Below are 16,260 nucleotides of genomic sequence, written 5' to 3'. Positions count from 1 at the left end.
GCGGTGCTCATCACACTGCAGCCGCCGGGCGTGCTGTCCTTGGAGGCGCGGCGGCCCGCACCTAGGCTGTCGTTATGCCGACGAATCCGCGACTCCCTGCCTCCGGGCCACCCGACGATCCCCGGCTGCGGGGAACTGCGCCGCTCCCGGGAGAAGCAAACCCGAGCTGGATGGGACACGTGGAGCCCGGCAACTACCGTCCGGCACCGGGACACGTCGGCAGGCCAGTGGACGCGGTGGTGCCGCCGCAGGTCCAGGGAGCCGTGACGAAGCCCGCCCGGTCCCGGAGCGGGCTGGTGGGGTTGACCGTCGCCGGAGGCACCCTCGCCTTCCTCAGCCTGTTCCTGGTGATCCCGTTCCTGCTGTCAAACACCGGGCCGGCCGGGTTCCTGGTGGGATTCCTCGCGTCCCTGGTTCCGCTCTCGGTTGTTCTCCTGGCCGTGCACATCATCGACAAATGGGAACCTGAACCGAAGCGGCTCCTCTTCTTCGCTTTTACCTGGGGCTCCGCGGTATCCATCGCAGTAACCCTGCTCATCCAGCCGTTTTTTGTCCTGGCGTTCCAATTTTCCGACGAGGCCGACCTTCAGGCCTACATGGCCACGGTGCAGGCGCCCATCGTGGAGGAGTTCGCAAAGTCCCTGGGACTGCTGATACTCCTCCTCATGGCAAGGAAGCACTTTGACGGACCGGTGGATGGCGTGGTGTTCGCGTTCACCATCGCAGGGGGTTTCGCATTCACGGAGAACATCCTGTATTTCGGCCGGGCCATAGCGGAGTCCGCGGATCCCGCCGGCGACTTTGCCCAGGTCTTCTTCCTCCGCGGCGTCATGTCGCCCTTTGCGCACGCCATCTTCACCGGCACCACGGGCCTGGTGATGGGGTTCGCCGCCCGGCGCTGGCATGCAGGTGCCTCGGTGGCAGCCTTCTTTGTGGGGCTGCTGCCGGCCATGTTCCTGCACAACCGCTGGAACAGCATGGGGCAGGGCTTCCTGGCGGAATACCTCATGGTCCAGGTGCCCATCTTTTTCCTCGCCGTGGGCGGCATCATCCTGTTGCGGGTGGCGGAGAAACGCCTGACCCGGCAGCGCCTGCTGGAGTACTCGGCCGCCGGCTGGTTCACGCCGGCCGAGGTGGAGCTGATGGCCACCCTGGGCGGCCGGCGCACTGCCCTGAACTGGGCTGGGAGCTACGGCAGGAAACGGCAGATGAGGGAATTCCTGAAGGCAGCCACCCGGCTGGCCAACACGCGCCAACGGATCCTGAGCGGGCGTGACGTGCAGCTGCACCAGGCTGAGGAGCGGCAGCAGCTGCAGCGCATCCTGGCCTTGCGGGCCGCCGTCGCACACTGAACACACCGCGGCCCCTGCCATGCGGGCCTGAATACCAGAAGGACCGGCCTCCACATCCCGTGGCGGCCGGTCCTTCCTGCTGTTGCTGTGTGGTGCTGTTTCTTGCTGATGCTCAGGCGAGCAGCGACGGCTTCAGCTGCTGCAGGCGGCCCAGCAGGCCGTTGATGAACTGCGGCGATTCGTCGGTGGACAGGGTCTTCGCCAGCGCCACAGCTTCACTGACCGCGACGCCGTCCGGAACGTCGTCGTTGTACAGGAGCTCCCACGTGCCGATGCGCAGGATGATGCGGTCCACGGAGGGCATCCGCTCCAGGCTCCAGCCCTGGGAGTACGTCTCCAGGAACTCGTCGATGGCTGCCTGGTGGGAGACAACGCCCTCCACGATTTCGATGGTGTAGGGGTTGACCACCTGGTCAGTCTTTTCGCGCCGCGAGCGGATCACGTCAAAAGCCGAAACCGAGCGCTGCTCGGCTTCGAAGAGAACATCAAGTGCCCTGTTACGGGCTTTACCGCGGGCGCTCACTACTCGGTGACCCGGCCCAGGTAGCTGCCATCGCGGGTGTCCACCTTGACCTTGGTGTTGTTTTCGATGAACAGCGGGACCTGGATCTCGTAGCCCGTTTCCAGGGTGGCGGGCTTGGTGCCGGCAGAGGAGCGGTCGCCCTGCAGGCCCGGCTCGGTGTAGGTGATTTCGAGGACAACGCTCGGGGGCAGTTCAATGTACAGCGGAGTGCCCTCGTGGATGGCGATGTTCACCATCTGGTTCTCCAGCATGAAGTTCGTGGCGTCGCCCACGGTCGCGCCGGAGACAGTGATCTGGTCGTAGTCGGAGGTGTCCATGAACACGAAGTCCGCACCGTCCTGGTACAGGTACTGGTAGTCGCGGCGGTCCACGGTGGCGGTTTCGATCTTGAGCCCGGCGTTGAACGTCTTGTCCACGACCTTGCCGGACATCACGTTGCGCATCTTGGTGCGGACGAACGCACCGCCCTTGCCAGGCTTGACGTGCTGGAATTCGATGATGTTCCAGAGCTGGCCCTCAAGCTTCAGGACCGTTCCGTTCTTGATGTCGTTAGTGGTTGCCACTGTTTCCTCTGGTTTCTCTGTCTGGTCGCGTTGTCAGACGTTGTATGCCGGGCGGACAGGCTCAACGGACTGCCAGCGCGTGTTTGTCAAAAATCGGGTGGTTAAAAATTCAAGAACTATTCTACCGGTAAATTCCGGGCACCTTTCGGCCCCGCCCTCCAGCTTGGCCACAGGCGTCCTTCAGCCCCGCCCCAGGCAGGGTCAGCAGGCGAGTTCCAGCACGTCCCGTGCGCGCTGCAGCGCCACTGTGGACGAGTAGATCTGGGCAGCATCGGCGGACTGTGCCACCCGGAGGTCCAGTGCGCGTGCAAAGGATTCGACTGCTGCGGACATCTGCCCGGCGCTGTATTGGGTCTTGCCCAGGAACTGCCACACGAGGGCCTCGCGCGGTGTGCCCTGAACCTCGGCCAGGAGCTGGCGGAACAGCTCGACGGCCCGGTCCAGCCGGTTGGAGACGCGAAGGACTTCGGCCTCGAAGGTGCGCAGCCGGAAGGATTCCGGATCCTTGAAACGGGCTTCTGCGAGCAGTTCAGCAGCCTCGGACGCATGTCCTTCCACCAGGAGCACGAAGATGTGGTCGGCAGGGTCCGTGGATACCGCCAGCGCCTCGCGGCAGACATCCTGGTTCACAATTTCCGGAAGCAGCGATTCAGGGTTGATCCGGATGCCCGGGAAACCCGCGTCCGGCCAGTCCGCTGTTCCTCTCATGTCGCCCTGCATCAGGACGCAATTTCCTGGTAGGCCGCAAACAGCAGCGAGGTGTCGGGGACATCGAGGATCCCCGGCTTGGCCACGCCGTCCAGGACGACGAACCGCAGCAGGTCGCCGCGGGACTTCTTGTCCCGGCGCATGCCGTCCAACAGCCCCTGCCAGCGGTCCCGCCGGTACGTCACCGGAAGCCCCAGGCTCTCAAGGATGCTCCGGTGCCGGTCGGCGTCGGCATCGCTGAGGCGCCCTACGCTGCGGGCCAGTTCGGCGGCAAACATCATGCCCACCGAAACGGCCGCGCCGTGGCGCCATGAGTACCGCTCAACCAGTTCGATGGCGTGGCCCAGGGTGTGCCCGTAGTTCAGGATTTCCCGCAGCCCGGATTCCTTCAGGTCCTCGGAGACCACCTTGGCCTTGACGGCGATGGCACGTTCGATCAGTTCCCGGAGGACGGCGGACTGGGGATCCGCCACTGTCGCAGGGTCCTTTTCGACGAGGTCGAGGATGGCTGGATCAGCGATGAACCCGCACTTGATGACTTCCGCCATGCCGGAGATCATTTCGTTCCGCGGCAGCGTTTCCAGGGTGTCCAAATCAGCCAGTACCGCGGCCGGCGGGTGGAAGGCGCCTACGAGGTTCTTGCCCTCGGCAGTGTTGATTCCGGTCTTCCCGCCCACGGACGCGTCCACCATGCCGAGCAGGCTGGTGGGCATGTGGATGACCTTGACGCCGCGCAGCCAGGTGGCGGCGACGAAACCGGCGAGGTCGGTTACCGCGCCTCCCCCGACGGCCACAATGGCGTCGGAACGGGTGAAGTCGTTCTGGCCAAGGACCTGCCAGCAGAAGGCGGCCACCTGGATGTGCTTGCCTTCTTCGGCGTCCGGGATTTCCGCGGTCAGGGAGGTGAATCCGGCTGCGGCGAGTTCGTCGCGGACTGTGTCACCGGTCAGCCGCAGCGCACGCGGATGGATGACGAGCACGCGGCGGACGCGCTCCCCCAGTAATCCGGGCAGGTCACCGAGCAGCCCCCGGCCGACGACGACGTCGTAGTGCTCCGCGGCGGAGCCGCCGGTGACGCTGATGACTGTTGATTGGGTGCTCACTTTTCAACTTCCTGTTTGGCAGCTGCGTAATCGCGCAGTGCTGCTTCGAGCCGGCCGCCCAGCTCGGAAACCGAGCCGTGGCGCACGTCCAGGGTGATGTCTGCAAGCCGCTCATAGACCGGCTTGCGGGTGGCGAACATGGCCGTCCAGCGGCCCATTGCGTCCCCTGCCAGCAGCGGGCGCCCGGAGTTGCGGGCAATGCGGCCGGCGACGGTTTGCGCGTCGCATTCGAGGTAGACAACGGTGCAGCGGCTGATCAACTGCTGCGTTCCGGAATCCAGCACCGCCCCGCCGCCAAGGGAGATGACGGAGACCGTATCGTCTGCGGCTTCGACGACGGCGGCCACTGTCCGGGCTTCGATCTCACGGAACGCGTGCTCTCCGCGGCCAGCAAAGATATCCGCAATGGATCCGTGCCCTGCAACGATAACAGCGTCCGTGTCCACGAAGGGAACTCCGAGCTGGAGCGCCAGCTGCTGCCCTATGGCCGATTTTCCGACCGCCATCGGCCCGATCAGGACGATGGGCCGCCCTGCGGGTCCGGTTTTGCTGCGATGGGGCACTTACTGGCCGATCGAGTCCAGGGACGCCGGGATGTTGTCCAGGTAACCCTTGATGTTGCGTGCGGTTTCGGCCACCGAATCGCCGCCGAACTTCTCGGTGACGGCCTCGGCCAGCACCAGGGCCACCATGGCTTCGGCCACAACCCCGGCAGCCGGAACGGCACACACGTCCGACCGCTGGTGGTGTGCCTTCGCGGGCTCCCCCGTGCTGACGTCGATGGTCTTCAGGGCGCGCGGTACGGTGGCGATGGGCTTCATGGCGGCGCGGACACGCAGGACGTCGCCGATGCTCATGCCGCCTTCGATTCCGCCGGCACGGTTGCTGGTACGGACGATCCGGCCGTCGCCGTCCCTGACGATTTCGTCGTGGGCTGCGGAGCCGCGGCGCGACGCGGTCAGGAAGCCGTCGCCGACTTCCACGCCCTTGATGGCCTGGATGCCCATCAGGGCCGCTGCAAGGCGGGAATCAAGCCGCCGGTCCCAGTGAACGTAGCTGCCCAGTCCCGGCGGAAGCCCATAGGCAAGGACCTCCACCACGCCGCCCAGGGTTTCGCCTTCCTTGTGCGCCGCATCAACCTCCGCCACCATGGCGTCCGAGGTTTCCCGGTCGAAGCAGCGCAGGGGGTCGGCATCAAGCGCAATGACGTCGGACGGCACGGGCAGCGGACGTCCTTCGGGAACCGTGACGCTGGCGATGCTGACGGTGTGGCTGACCAGCTCGATGCCGAGGTGCTTGAGGAACTGCGCAGCCACGGTGCCCATGGCCACCCGGGTTGCTGTTTCGCGCGCGCTGGCCCGCTCCAGGACGGGGCGGGCCTCGTCAAAGCCGTATTTCTGCATGCCGGTGAAGTCGGCGTGCCCGGGACGGGGACGGGTCAACGGCGCGTTCCGGGCCTGGTCCGCGAGAACTTCCGGATCCACCGGGTCCGCGGACATGATCTGCTCCCACTTGGGCCATTCGGTGTTTCCCACCTGGATGGCCACGGGTCCGCCCTGCGTCAGGCCGTGGCGGACACCGCCCAGAATGGTCACAACGTCCTGCTCGAACTTCATCCGTGCTCCGCGTCCGTAGCCAAGGCGGCGTCGGGCCAACGAGTCTGCGATATGCCCGCTGGTGATCTCCACACCGGCGGGGACGCCTTCAATAATTCCCATCAGAGCCGGACCATGGGATTCACCGGCAGTCAACCAACGCAACATAATTTCCATCCTGCCATGTATGGCGGTCACAACGCCCGTCGGGGAAGGCCGACTGCGTCACACATCACATCTATGACAGCTGCGTTAACTTCTTCGTCCCGGCGGGTGAAAAGGCGCACCTGCTCCACGGCCTGGTACAGGAGCATTTCCAGTCCGGGCACCACGCTTCCGCCCCCGGCCTGCCACACGGAGGCCAGCAGGCTGGGCCACGGATCATAGGCAACGTCCAGCAGGACGCCGGGCAGGCTGGTCTTGAGGGAAGCCAGTTCAGCCGCCAGTCCGTCCGCTGCCCGCGGCGGCAGGGTGGAAATCACGACGTCGGCCGCTGCGGTGGGACGGGCGGCTTCCGCAAGGGTGCGGATCTCCAAGGCGATGTCCAGGCTTTCCGCAGCGGCGCGGACCTCGGCGGTCCGGGACGTATCCCGGACGAAGACCCTGGCCCGGCCGGCCCCGAGGTCATTGAGGGCCGCGACGGCCGAGGCCGCCGTTCCCCCTCCCCCGAGGATCACGGCGTCCGGGGCCGCGCCGGCGCCCGCGTGCTGCAGCGCCTTGACGATCCCGGCAACGTCGGTGTTGGAGCCAATGGTGCGCCGGACGCCGCCGTGCTCCTCAAACGAGACGGTGTTGACGACGCCCAGGGTCCTGGCCACGCCGCGGACTTCGTCCACCTGCCCAAGCATCGCCGTCTTCAACGGCATGGTGACCGAGAGGCCGCGCCAGCCCGGCTGATCCCGGATCTGCCCCATCAGGGACGGCAGCAGCTCTTCCGTGACGTCGATTGCCGTGTAGCTGATCCCGATCCCCAGCTGACCGTAGGCAGCCAGGTGCAGGGCCGGCGACTTCGAGTGGCTTATCGGATGGCCCAGGACGGCAGCCCGAAGGCTCACGTGCAACGTCCGACGTTGGCCGTGCACCAGGCGTTGTACTGCTCCACGTAGGCATTGTGCTCGGCGAGCGTCCGGGAGAACTTGGTCTCCTTGGTGTCCAGGTTGATGGTCACCCAGTACAGGTAGTCGTTCGTCTTGGGCCTGGCGGCAGCGTCAATCGCAGTCTTTCCCGGGGAGCCGATGGGTCCGGGCGGAAGGCCCGGATTTGCATAGGTGTTGTACGGGTTGGACTTGTCCTGGCGCTGTTCGTCAGTGAAGTTGTAGCTCTTGGTGCCCAGGCCGTAGGTCACGGCCGAATCCACCTGCAGGAAGCCTCCGGTCTGGTCGTTGGGCTTGAGCCGGTTGTAGATGGCACCTGCCACGTCCCCGTACTCCGCCTGGCCGCCCTCGGCCTGGACGATGCTGGCGACGATCACGGCCTCGTACTGCTTGGCCGGGTCCGTGATGCCCTGCGACACAAGTTCGTCAGTTGTGATCTTGACCAGGGACTGGAGGATGTCCTTTGCCGGAGTGCCAAGGGGGAAGCGGTGCTCCCCCGGGGCCAGGTACCCCTCAAGGTTCTTGGCGTTGGCCGGAAGCCCGAACTGGGCCGGCTCGTTGCTGAGGGCCTGCAGGTCCTGGAAGGAAATTCCGGACCCCTGCGAGATCGCCTGCAAAGACTCACCGATGCGAAGTCCGGCGCTGAGGGCGAAGTAGATGACCTTGGTCTGGTCCTTGCCCAGGAGGACGTTCACGGCGTCGGAGTTCTTCATCTCCGACTTGAACGTGTAGTCACCCGGGGAAAGAATGCCGCCGGAGGCGCTGAAGCTCTGGAGGAACGTGTCGGCGTTGGCCACCACCCCCTCGTTTTCGAGCTTTGAGGCCACGGAGCGGGTGCCTTCACCGTTTTCGACGGTGACAACCACTTCGCCCGAACCGGGTCCCGGAAAGTCGCCGGGCTTGTCGCTGCCCAGCAGCGGCTTGAGGAACTGCGCTCCGACGGCGACAGCCGTGACGAAGACGGCGAGGGTCAGGAAAAGCGCCAGGAGCCGCCGGCGCCGGCGCACCTTCTTCGAGGGCTTGGCCACTACGGTTGCTGCGGCTGAGGCGGGAAGCAGTTCGTGGTGGTGCGCACCGTCGTCGTGCCCCTCTTCGTAGTGGGTCCCATCGTGCCCGTCCGCATAGTGCGTCCCGTCAAAGGGTCCATCGTGCTGGTGGACGCCGGCCGCGTAGCCGTGCCCGTCGGCGTAGCCGGGTTCTTCGTAGTGGGGTTCGTCGCTGTAGTGCACGCCTGCCGCGTGCTGGTGCCCTGCAAGGGCCGGCTCCCAGGAATCGTGCTGGGCGGGCTCCTGGCGATCGTCCTGGATGGACGGCGGGGCGGCAGGAGCAGCCGGAATCACGGGCTCTTCCACCCGGTCCTGCGGTGCCTGGTCTTCACGCAATGCTTCATCCTGACGCCGGGGGTCTGCTTCTGCGGCCGCGGGGGGTTCCGCGGGCAGGGGTGGAATGTCGTGGCCGGTCTCGTATGCCTGTTCCGGAACGGCATCGTGACCTCCGGTGTTGAGGGTCTTTTCCCTCGCACGGAGTTCCTTGCGGGTCAGCGGCCTTCCTGCCCCCGGGTCCAGAGGGCTGGAAGAGTCGTCAATGTTGGCAGGGCTCACTGGTGCCTTCCATTATCTGAAGATCGGTCCGTATCGCCGGGCGTGGCGGGCACCGTTTCCGGCCCGCTGCCTCCCATGTCCACGGAAGGGGGTGGCGCCGTCACGCGTGAGCCGACGTCCGCTCCCCTGGCTTTCTGCATGTCGATGGCGTGCTGAAGGATACCTGCCGCCGCGACCTGATCAACTACTTTACGGTGGTTCCTGCTGCTCATGCCAGCTTCGTGCAGGCTCCGGTGGGCGCTGACACTGCTGAGCCGTTCATCCACCAGGTTCACCGGCACCGCCAGGTTCCGGGCAGAGAGTTCGCCAACCAGCAGGCGGGCGTAGTCCGTGGCCATCATGGCAGAGGCACGTTCTTCACCCTTCATGGTGCGTGGCAGGCCTACGAATACCTGCACAGCGCCGAGTTCCTGGACCAGGTTGGCAATGACCCGGACGTCTGAGTTTTTCCTGGCGTTGCGGTCCAGTGTCTTGTAGGGCGTCGCCAGGATGGAATCGCGGTCGCAGATGGCAACCCCTACCCGGACGGTGCCGACGTCCACCCCCAGTTTGATGCCCTGGGGGTAGTCGCCGGCAGCAGCAGGATCGGTCATCGGAGGATTAGCGCCGCGAAATGGCGTCGACGACGGCAGAGAGGGCCTGGCCTACCTGGCCGGCGTCGGTTCCGCCGCCCTGGGCGACGTCGTCCTTTCCGCCGCCGCCACCGCCAAGGATCCCTGCGGCGAGGCGCACCAGGGCTCCTGCCTTGACCCCCGCTTCACGGGCGGCCTCGTTGGTGGCCACCAGGATGACGGGACGGTCGTTGGCGACGCCTGCCACTGCCACGGCCGCGGGTGCGGAGCCGAGGCGGTTCCGGAGGTCCAGGGCAAGGCCGCGCAGGTCGTCAGCGCCGCTGACCTGCCCTGCGTCATGGGCGATGACACTGACGCCGGAGGCGTCCTTGGCGCTGCTGACCAGCTGGGCCGCAGCGCCAGCCAGCTGCTCCTTGCGGAGGCGGTCCAGTTCCTTCTCTGTCGCCTTGAGCTTTGCCAGCGTGGCGGCGATCCGGTCCGCGAGCTGGCCGGAGGGGACCTTCAGCATGTCGGTGAGCTCGGTGACCAGGGCGCGTTCGGCCGCCAGGTGGCGGAACGCGTCCATGCCCACGAAAGCTTCCACACGGCGGTTTCCGGACCCGACGGACTGCTCGCCCAGCAGGGAAAGGCTGCCAATCAGGGACGTGTTGGCAACATGGGTGCCGCCGCAAAGCTCGCGCGACCAGGCGCCGTCGATCTCAACGACCCGGACTTCGCTGCCGTAGTTCTCGCCAAAGAGCGCCATGGCGCCCAGGGCCTTGGCCTCGGCCAGGCCCATGACCTTGGTTTCCACGCGGAAGTTGTTCCGGATGGCCAGGTTGGAGACTTCCTCGATCTCGGACCGCGTCGCCGTGCTCAGCCCCTCGCCCCAGGCGAAGTCGAAGCGCAGGTAGCCGGCCTTGTTGTAGGAGCCGCGCTGGGTGGCCTCGGGGCCGAGGATCTGGTGGAGCGCGGCGTGCACGATGTGCGTGCCGGTGTGCGCTTGTTCAGCGGCGTGGCGGCGTTCGCGGTCGACGGCGGCACGGACCAGCGAGTCGGCCCCGATTTCGCCTTCGCGGACGATCGCCTTGTGGACGCTCAGGCCCTTCAGGGGGCGCTGGACGTCGAGCACCTCGACAACGAACCCGTCGCCGGTGATCAGGCCGGTGTCCGCGGCCTGGCCGCCTGCTTCGGCGTAGAAGGGCGTTTCGGAGAGCACCAGCTCGATTTCATCGCCGGTGGAGGCCTGCTGGACCGCACGGCCGCCGGTGAGGATTCCGCGGACGCGGGACTCGCCGTCGAGCTCGGTGTAGCCGGTGAAGACCGTCTCACCCTGGGCCAGGATGTCCTGGAAGGCGCTGAGGTCCGCGTGGCCGCCCTTCTTGCCCTTGGCGTCGGCCTGGGCGCGCTGGCGCTGTTCCTGCATGAGGCTGCGGAAGGCGGCCTCGTCCACGTTGAGCCCGGCCTCCTCTGCCATTTCCAGGGTCAGGTCGATGGGGAAACCGTACGTGTCGTGCAGCGCGAACGCGTCGGCACCGGACAGTGGCTTGTTGGCGGCCTTGGATTCCTTGACGGCGTCCTCAAGGCGTGCGGTTCCGGAGGCAATGGTCCGCAGGAAAGCCTTCTCTTCGGCGTATGCGATGCGGCTGATCCGGGCGAAGTCCGTGTCCACCACCGGGTAGACGCCCTTCATGGCATCGCGTGAGGCGGGAAGGAGTTCGGGCAGGCAGGCCTGTTCAACACCGAGGAGGCGCATGGAACGGACGGCACGGCGGATGAGCCGGCGCAGGACATAGCCGCGGCCCTCGTTGGAGGGAGTCACGCCGTCGGAGATCAGCATCAGGGCGGACCGGATGTGGTCGGCAACCACACGCATGCGGACGTCGTCCGTGTGGTGGGGGTCCTCGTCCGTTTCGGCGGACGTGTATTCCTTGCCGGAGAGTTCGGCAGCCTTGTCGATGACGGGGCGGACCTGGTCCGTCTCGTACATGTTCTCGACACCCTGCAGGATCATGGCCAGGCGTTCCATGCCAAGGCCGGTGTCGATGTTCCGCTTGGGCAGTTCGCCGACGACGTCGAAGTCTTCCTTCGAGCGGACGTTCTCGATCTGGTACTGCATGAACACAAGATTCCAGATTTCGATGTAGCGGGTTTCGTCAGCCAGCGGGCCGCCCTCAACGCCGTAGGCGGGGCCACGGTCGTAGTAGATTTCGGAGCAGGGTCCTGCGGGGCCGGGCTGCCCGGTGTGCCAGTAGTTGTCCGACTTGCCCATCTTCTGGATCCGCTCGGCGGGAACACCGGTGTTCTTGAGCCAGAGGTCCTTGGCTTCGTCGTCCTCTTCGTAGACCGTTACCCACAGCCGCTCGGGCGCCAGGCCGTAGCCGCCGTCGTCAACACTCTTGGTCAGCAGCTCCCAGGCGAACTTGATGGCGTCTTCCTTGAAGTAGTCGCCAAAGGAAAAGTTGCCGCACATCTGGAAGAACGTTCCGTGGCGGGCGGTCTTGCCCACTTCCTCGATGTCGCCGGTACGGATGCACTTCTGCACGCTGACGGCGCGCGGGTAGGGTGCTTCCTCACGGGCGGTCAGGTAGGGAATGAACGGCACCATGCCGGCAACCGTGAACAGCAGCGAGGGGTCGCTGGAGACCAGCGATGCGGAGGGAACCGCGGTGTGGCCCTTGCTGACAAAAAAGTCCACCCAGCGCTTTGTGATCTCCTGCGACTTCATGAGCTGTGTACTTACCCTTCTTGCTCCGCGCACTGTGCGTCGCGGAGGTTCTTTCGCTTGGCGGTCCCGTGGTGAACGGTGCCCGCCGTTGTGGTTCTAACGTGTTGGGGCCTGCCTGGTTCCGACTCATGGTGCCGGTCAGCAGGGTGGTCAGCGGCGGACGAGGTCCGCTGATTCGATGCCGAGGGCAGACCGGAGGTCGGTTTCCCGCTCGCGCATTCCGGCGCGGACGGCGTCTGCAAAGTCATAGACGCCGTCGGCCAGGCGGTTCACGGAGCGGTTGAGGCCCTCCGGGCCCAGCGTTGACTGCATACTGGCCTGCACTTCGGTCACCTTGCGGAAAGCGATCACTCCGATCGCCACGCCGATTCCCATCCAGATAAATCGTTTCATTCTCTTCTCCCGGAATCTAGCGGCTGCGGCGGCCGGCGGCGGGCTTCCTGCGCCCGGCCAGGGCGGTACGGACACCGTAGCTGAAGGCTGCCACCTTGATCAGCGGCGACCCCACGGTGGCGGCCACAAGGGAGGACAGCGCGGAAAGGTTGGCGGACGCGTCCGAAACGTTGGACGAGATGCCGTCCACTTTCTTCAACTGCTGGTTGGTGGTGGAGACGGTGGCGGTGACTTCGTCCATAAGCGGCGTGGCGCCGTCGCTCAGGGACCGGATGGAGGTGCGGACCTCGTCCAGGACGCGGCCCAGCTTAAGGATGGGCACCGCAAGCAGCAGCACCAGGACTGCAAACACCCCGGCAGCGATCAGGCCGGCAATATCGCCACCAGACATAGACGTTCATCTCCTCGAAATTCTGTGGTTCGGTTGCATCCCGGCGGGTGCGCATGAAGCGCATTCCGCAGATGTCCCCCAAGTACCTTACATACAAAGAAGCCCGCGGCGCTTGCCACGGGCTTCTTTGGATACGCTGCTGGAATTTAGCGTGCGTAGAATTCGACGACCAGCTGCTCTTCGCAGGTCACGGGGACCTCGGAGCGCTTGGGACGGCGGACCAGGCGGGCCTGGAGGGCTTCCAGCTTGACGTCCAGGTAGGCCGGGACGGCAGGCAGGACGTCGCGGTGGGCGCCGGCTGCTGCAACCTGGAGCGGAACCATGGTTTCGCTGCGGCTGTGGACGTGGACCAGCTGGCCCTCGCCGACGCGGAACGACGGGCGGTCAACGCGGACGCCGTCAACCATGATGTGGCGGTGCACAACCAGCTGGCGGGCCTGGGCGATGGTGCGGGCGAAGCCGGCACGCAGGACCAGGGCGTCAAGGCGCATTTCGAGCAGCTCGATGAGGTTCTCACCGGTCAGGCCCTTGGTGCGGCGGGCTTCTTCGAAGGCACGGGTCATCTGTGCTTCGCGGATGCCGTACTGGGCGCGCAGACGCTGCTTTTCGCGCAGGCGTACGGCGTAGTCGGAGTCCTGCTTCTTGCGGGCACGGCCATGCTCACCGGGGCCGTACGGGCGGCGCTCCATGTACTTGGCGGCCTTGGGGGTCAGAGCGATGCCGAGGGACCGCGAGAGGCGGGCCTGACGGCGAGCACGAGTGTTGTTAGCCACTTGTGTCCTTCCAATATCTGCGGTGTGTCAGTGTTACTGGCCTCCACGCTGGAGAGCATCGGCCAACCGCTGCCTTTTGCTACTGGGCGCAGGGCATAACCTTCTCAACGTGAGATTGGGGAGATTGTGCGTCCGTGCCTTGCCAGACAAACATCTACCTTACCACGGCAGTCACTTGCCCCGGACAATCCTGCGCAGCCGCTCCAGCCGTGTGGCGATGTCCCGCTCGGCGCCGTTGGCCGTGGGCTGGTAGTAGTCCTTCCCCACCAGGTCATCCGGCGGGTATTGCTGGGCAGCCACGCCGTGCGGGGCGTCGTGGGCGTATTTGTAGCCAAGGCCGTGCCCCAGCTGCTTGGACCCCGGGTAGTGGGCGTCCCTCAGGTGGGCCGGAATGCCGTTCCCCAGCCCTGCCCGGACATCGGCAATGGCCTTGTTGATGCCCATGTAGGCGGCGTTGGACTTGGGGGCCGTGGCCAGGTGCACCACGGCTTCGGCCAGGATGATCCGGCCCTCAGGCATTCCGATCAGCTGCACCGCCTGCGCCGCGGCCACGGCCGTCTGCAGCGCCGTGGGATCCGCCATCCCCACGTCTTCGGCGGCTGAGATCACAATCCGCCGGGCGATGAAGCGGGGGTCCTCCCCCGCCTCCAGCATGCGGGCCAAATAGTGCAGGGCGGCGTCGACGTCGGAGCCGCGGATGGACTTGATGAAGGCGCTGATGACGTCATAGTGCTGGTCACCCGCACGGTCGTACCGGACGGCGGCAACGTCAAGGGCGCGCTCGGTGTGTTTAAGTTCGACGGCGACGGGCCCGTCCCCGGCATCGTCGGCATCCCCGAACGCAACGCCTGCGGCTGCCTCCAAGGCCGTCAGGGCACGGCGCGCATCGCCTCCGGAAAGCCGTACGAGGTGGTCGAGTGCTTCCTCGCTGAGGCCCACCTTCCCGTTCAGCCCGCGGGGATCGGCGACGGCGCGCTGGATCAGTCCTTCAATGTCAGCGTCCGTCAGGGGACGGAGCGTCAGCAGCAGGGAACGGGACAGCAGCGGTGACACCACGGAAAACGATGGATTCTCTGTGGTGGCGGCAACCAGCACCACCCAGCGGTTTTCCACCCCGGGCAGCAGGGCGTCCTGCTGGGCCTTGTTGAAGCGGTGGATCTCGTCCAGGAACAGGACGGTGGTGGTCTTGTAGAGGTCGCGGGCCGTCAGGGCCTCGTCCATGACGCGCCGCACGTCCTTGACCCCGGCGGTAATCGCGGAGAGCTCCACGAACTTCCTGCCCCGTCCGCGGGCAATTACGTGGGCGAGGGTCGTTTTGCCGGTGCCCGGCGGGCCCCAGAGGATAAGGGAAGTAGGCCCTGCAGGGCCTGTTGTGTCTGCACCGGCTCCGGCGGCCAACTGGCGCAGGGGCGAGCCCTGCCCCAGGAGGTGCTGCTGGCCCACCACCTCGTCAAGGGTGCGGGGACGCATCCGGACGGCGAGCGGGCCCCGGGGGGAGGCGTTGGCTCCGGGCACTGCAGTCCGGCCGGGGGCAACGGAGGCGTCGTCGTCATCATCATTGCCGCGGCCGTGCCCGAAGAGATCTTCCACATAGATAGGCTACTTCCAGTTCACTTCCGGAATTTTCCCGGGAGTCCGGCAAGCCAGTAAAGGAACGCTACATGTCCGCACGCACCACCGGCGGAGCCCGGCCGGCCTCCGTGCGCACGGCATTCATTCCCGGCAGCCGGCTGGCCGGATGGGCGGACAGGTTTGGCGCGGCCCATGGCGGATATCAGCTGAGGGATGACGACGACGGCCTCCGCCTCCTGGCCGCGGACGGCGCCGAAGCCCTCCTGCAGCCTCCCTGGCCGGCCGACGGGCGGCCGGGCCGGGGCGAGGATGCGCTTGAGCGGCTTGCCTCCCTGGCGTCGCAGCCGCGGAGGCTGGGCCTGCTGCTGGCCAGGCGCGGAGGCTACGGCGTGGCGGTGGTCAGTGAGGGGCAAGTCCTCGCATCGAAGGTGGGGTCCACGTATGTGCAGTCCCGGACGGCCGCGGGCGGACAGTCGCAGCAGCGGTTCGCCCGGCGGCGGAGCAACCAGGCGGACGCCCTGGTGGAGGCAGTTGCCGAACAGGCCGCACGCATTTTCAGCGGTGGGCTTTTTGAGTACGTCGTTCCCGGGGGCGACAGGGCCCTGGCCGGCCTTGTCCTCCAGCACCCTGCCCTGAAGGACTTTGCCGCCATGCCCCGGCTGGCCTACCTTGACGTCCCGGATCCCAAGGCAGCAGTGCTGCGGAAAGCCGCCGCGGATTCGTGTGCCGTGCGGGTCCAGGTCACCGATGCTTCCTAATACGAAGGTGATGGCTGTCAGGCTGCGGTAGCGGGGGTTATGGTGACGTTGAAGCCGAGGTTGTTGAGCTTTTTGATGGCGTTGTTTTTGGCTTTGATCGGGTCCAGACGGGTGAAGTGGTCGGCGCCGGGGTCAGCGTAGCATTCGCCGTCGGCGAGCAGGTGCCATGCTGCGTTGAGGATGGAGTGTTCGAGGGCGACGATGGCTTTCATCGGGCCGCGGCGGGCGGCAATGCGCCGGTATCTGGCGGCCAGGTAGGTGTCCTTGCTTCGGGAAGCGGCCAGGGCTGCGGTGCCGAGGGCGGCCTTGAGGTATTTGTTGCCGGGCATGATGTGCGCGGATTTGATCCGGCCGGCGGATTCGTTGGATCCGGGACAGACACCGGTCCAGGACGCGAGTCGGCCTGGGGTTTCGAAGCGGGACATGTCCGCCCCGGTTTCGGCGAGGATCACATCGGCGACTTTGAGTGAGACTCCGGGGATGGTGGCCAGGAATTCCCTGGCGGCACGAAAGGGTGTCATCGCCTCTTCGATCCGCTCGGTGAGCGCGTCGATG

General features: G+C 66.1%; 17 protein-coding genes and 1 pseudogene. 3 read left to right on the top strand and 15 right to left on the bottom strand.

Translation table 11 applies throughout. The features are described from left to right. Window positions 1–74 precede the first annotated feature (74 nt). Window positions 75–1,352 (top strand): PrsW family intramembrane metalloprotease, encoded by a 1,278-nt coding sequence (locus NFU08_RS00085; protein WP_251420074.1) that lies wholly within the window; start codon window positions 75–77, stop codon window positions 1,350–1,352. A 112-nt stretch (window positions 1,353–1,464) separates the two neighbouring features. Here the strand turns inward: NFU08_RS00085 and nusB are convergent, their stop codons facing one another. The 14 genes from nusB to NFU08_RS00015 all read right to left on the bottom strand — a co-directional run bounded on the left by nusB (window position 1,465) and on the right by NFU08_RS00015 (window position 14,965). After that, on the bottom strand, window positions 1,465–1,875 hold the full coding sequence (gene nusB / locus NFU08_RS00080) for a transcription antitermination factor NusB (RefSeq protein WP_066276198.1): 411 nt from the start codon (window positions 1,873–1,875) through the stop codon (window positions 1,465–1,467). Beyond that, entirely contained in the window at window positions 1,875–2,438 is a 564-nt protein-coding gene (efp, locus tag NFU08_RS00075) for an elongation factor P (protein ID WP_050054941.1), read from the bottom strand. Before efp ends, nusB begins: the two co-directional genes overlap by 1 nt. 201 nt (window positions 2,439–2,639) lie before the next feature. Further along, complete coding sequence (locus NFU08_RS00070) at window positions 2,640–3,158, bottom strand: tetratricopeptide repeat protein (RefSeq protein WP_251420073.1); 519 nt, start codon at window positions 3,156–3,158, stop codon at window positions 2,640–2,642. Continuing rightward, a complete protein-coding gene (gene aroB / locus NFU08_RS00065) occupies window positions 3,158–4,249 on the bottom strand; it encodes a 3-dehydroquinate synthase (RefSeq protein WP_174174294.1) in 1,092 nt (363 codons plus the stop codon). Before aroB ends, NFU08_RS00070 begins: the two co-directional genes overlap by 1 nt. Then, entirely contained in the window at window positions 4,246–4,812 is a 567-nt protein-coding gene (locus tag NFU08_RS00060; RefSeq protein WP_174174291.1) for a shikimate kinase, read from the bottom strand. Before NFU08_RS00060 ends, aroB begins: the two co-directional genes overlap by 4 nt. Beyond that, the gene (aroC, locus tag NFU08_RS00055; protein WP_251420072.1) at window positions 4,813–6,012 is read right to left on the bottom strand and encodes a chorismate synthase; all 1,200 of its coding nucleotides are present in this window, start codon (window positions 6,010–6,012) and stop codon (window positions 4,813–4,815) included. It lies immediately after the preceding gene. A 26-nt stretch (window positions 6,013–6,038) separates the two neighbouring features. Then, window positions 6,039–6,899, bottom strand: a complete 861-nt coding sequence (locus tag NFU08_RS00050; RefSeq protein WP_251420071.1) for a shikimate dehydrogenase — start codon at window positions 6,897–6,899, stop codon at window positions 6,039–6,041. Continuing rightward, a complete protein-coding gene (gene mltG / locus NFU08_RS00045; RefSeq protein ID WP_251420070.1) occupies window positions 6,896–8,539 on the bottom strand; it encodes an endolytic transglycosylase MltG in 1,644 nt (547 codons plus the stop codon). Before mltG ends, NFU08_RS00050 begins: the two co-directional genes overlap by 4 nt. Beyond that, complete coding sequence (gene ruvX / locus NFU08_RS00040; protein WP_174174275.1) at window positions 8,536–9,132, bottom strand: Holliday junction resolvase RuvX; 597 nt, start codon at window positions 9,130–9,132, stop codon at window positions 8,536–8,538. Before ruvX ends, mltG begins: the two co-directional genes overlap by 4 nt. 7 nt (window positions 9,133–9,139) lie before the next feature. Then, entirely contained in the window at window positions 9,140–11,818 is a 2,679-nt protein-coding gene (gene alaS / locus NFU08_RS00035; protein ID WP_251420069.1) for an alanine--tRNA ligase, read from the bottom strand. Between the two features lie 150 nt (window positions 11,819–11,968). Next, window positions 11,969–12,211, bottom strand: coding sequence for a hypothetical protein (locus tag NFU08_RS00030; protein ID WP_246255862.1), 243 nt, complete (start codon window positions 12,209–12,211; stop codon window positions 11,969–11,971). Window positions 12,212–12,227: 16 nt separating this feature from the next. Next, window positions 12,228–12,602: a DUF948 domain-containing protein gene (locus NFU08_RS00025; RefSeq protein WP_251420068.1), complete on the bottom strand. Its 375-nt coding sequence runs from the start codon at window positions 12,600–12,602 to the stop codon at window positions 12,228–12,230. 146 nt (window positions 12,603–12,748) lie between these two features. Next, a complete protein-coding gene (rpsD, locus tag NFU08_RS00020; protein WP_066276228.1) occupies window positions 12,749–13,375 on the bottom strand; it encodes a 30S ribosomal protein S4 in 627 nt (208 codons plus the stop codon). 171 nt (window positions 13,376–13,546) lie between these two features. After that, complete coding sequence (locus NFU08_RS00015; protein WP_174174265.1) at window positions 13,547–14,965, bottom strand: replication-associated recombination protein A; 1,419 nt, start codon at window positions 14,963–14,965, stop codon at window positions 13,547–13,549. Window positions 14,966–15,036: 71 nt separating this feature from the next. On the opposite strand from NFU08_RS00015, the gene NFU08_RS00010 reads away from it, so the two are divergent. Beyond that, the gene (locus NFU08_RS00010; RefSeq protein ID WP_174174263.1) at window positions 15,037–15,705 is read left to right on the top strand and encodes an acVLRF1 family peptidyl-tRNA hydrolase; all 669 of its coding nucleotides are present in this window, start codon (window positions 15,037–15,039) and stop codon (window positions 15,703–15,705) included. 39 nt (window positions 15,706–15,744) lie between these two features. After that, on the top strand, window positions 15,745–15,846 hold the full coding sequence (locus tag NFU08_RS20940; protein WP_350224076.1) for a hypothetical protein: 102 nt from the start codon (window positions 15,745–15,747) through the stop codon (window positions 15,844–15,846). Window positions 15,847–16,004: 158 nt separating this feature from the next. Here NFU08_RS20940 and NFU08_RS20935 read toward each other — a convergent pair. Beyond that, window positions 16,005–16,226, bottom strand: a pseudogene (locus NFU08_RS20935) (IS110 family transposase); the annotation flags it as partial. Window positions 16,227–16,260 lie beyond the last annotated feature (34 nt).

Source organism: Pseudarthrobacter sp. NCCP-2145 (assembly GCF_023708005.1).
In the GTDB taxonomy this organism is placed as follows: Bacteria; Actinomycetota; Actinomycetes; order Actinomycetales; family Micrococcaceae; genus Arthrobacter; species Arthrobacter oxydans.
This window is presented reverse-complemented; position numbering and strand designations above follow the sequence as displayed.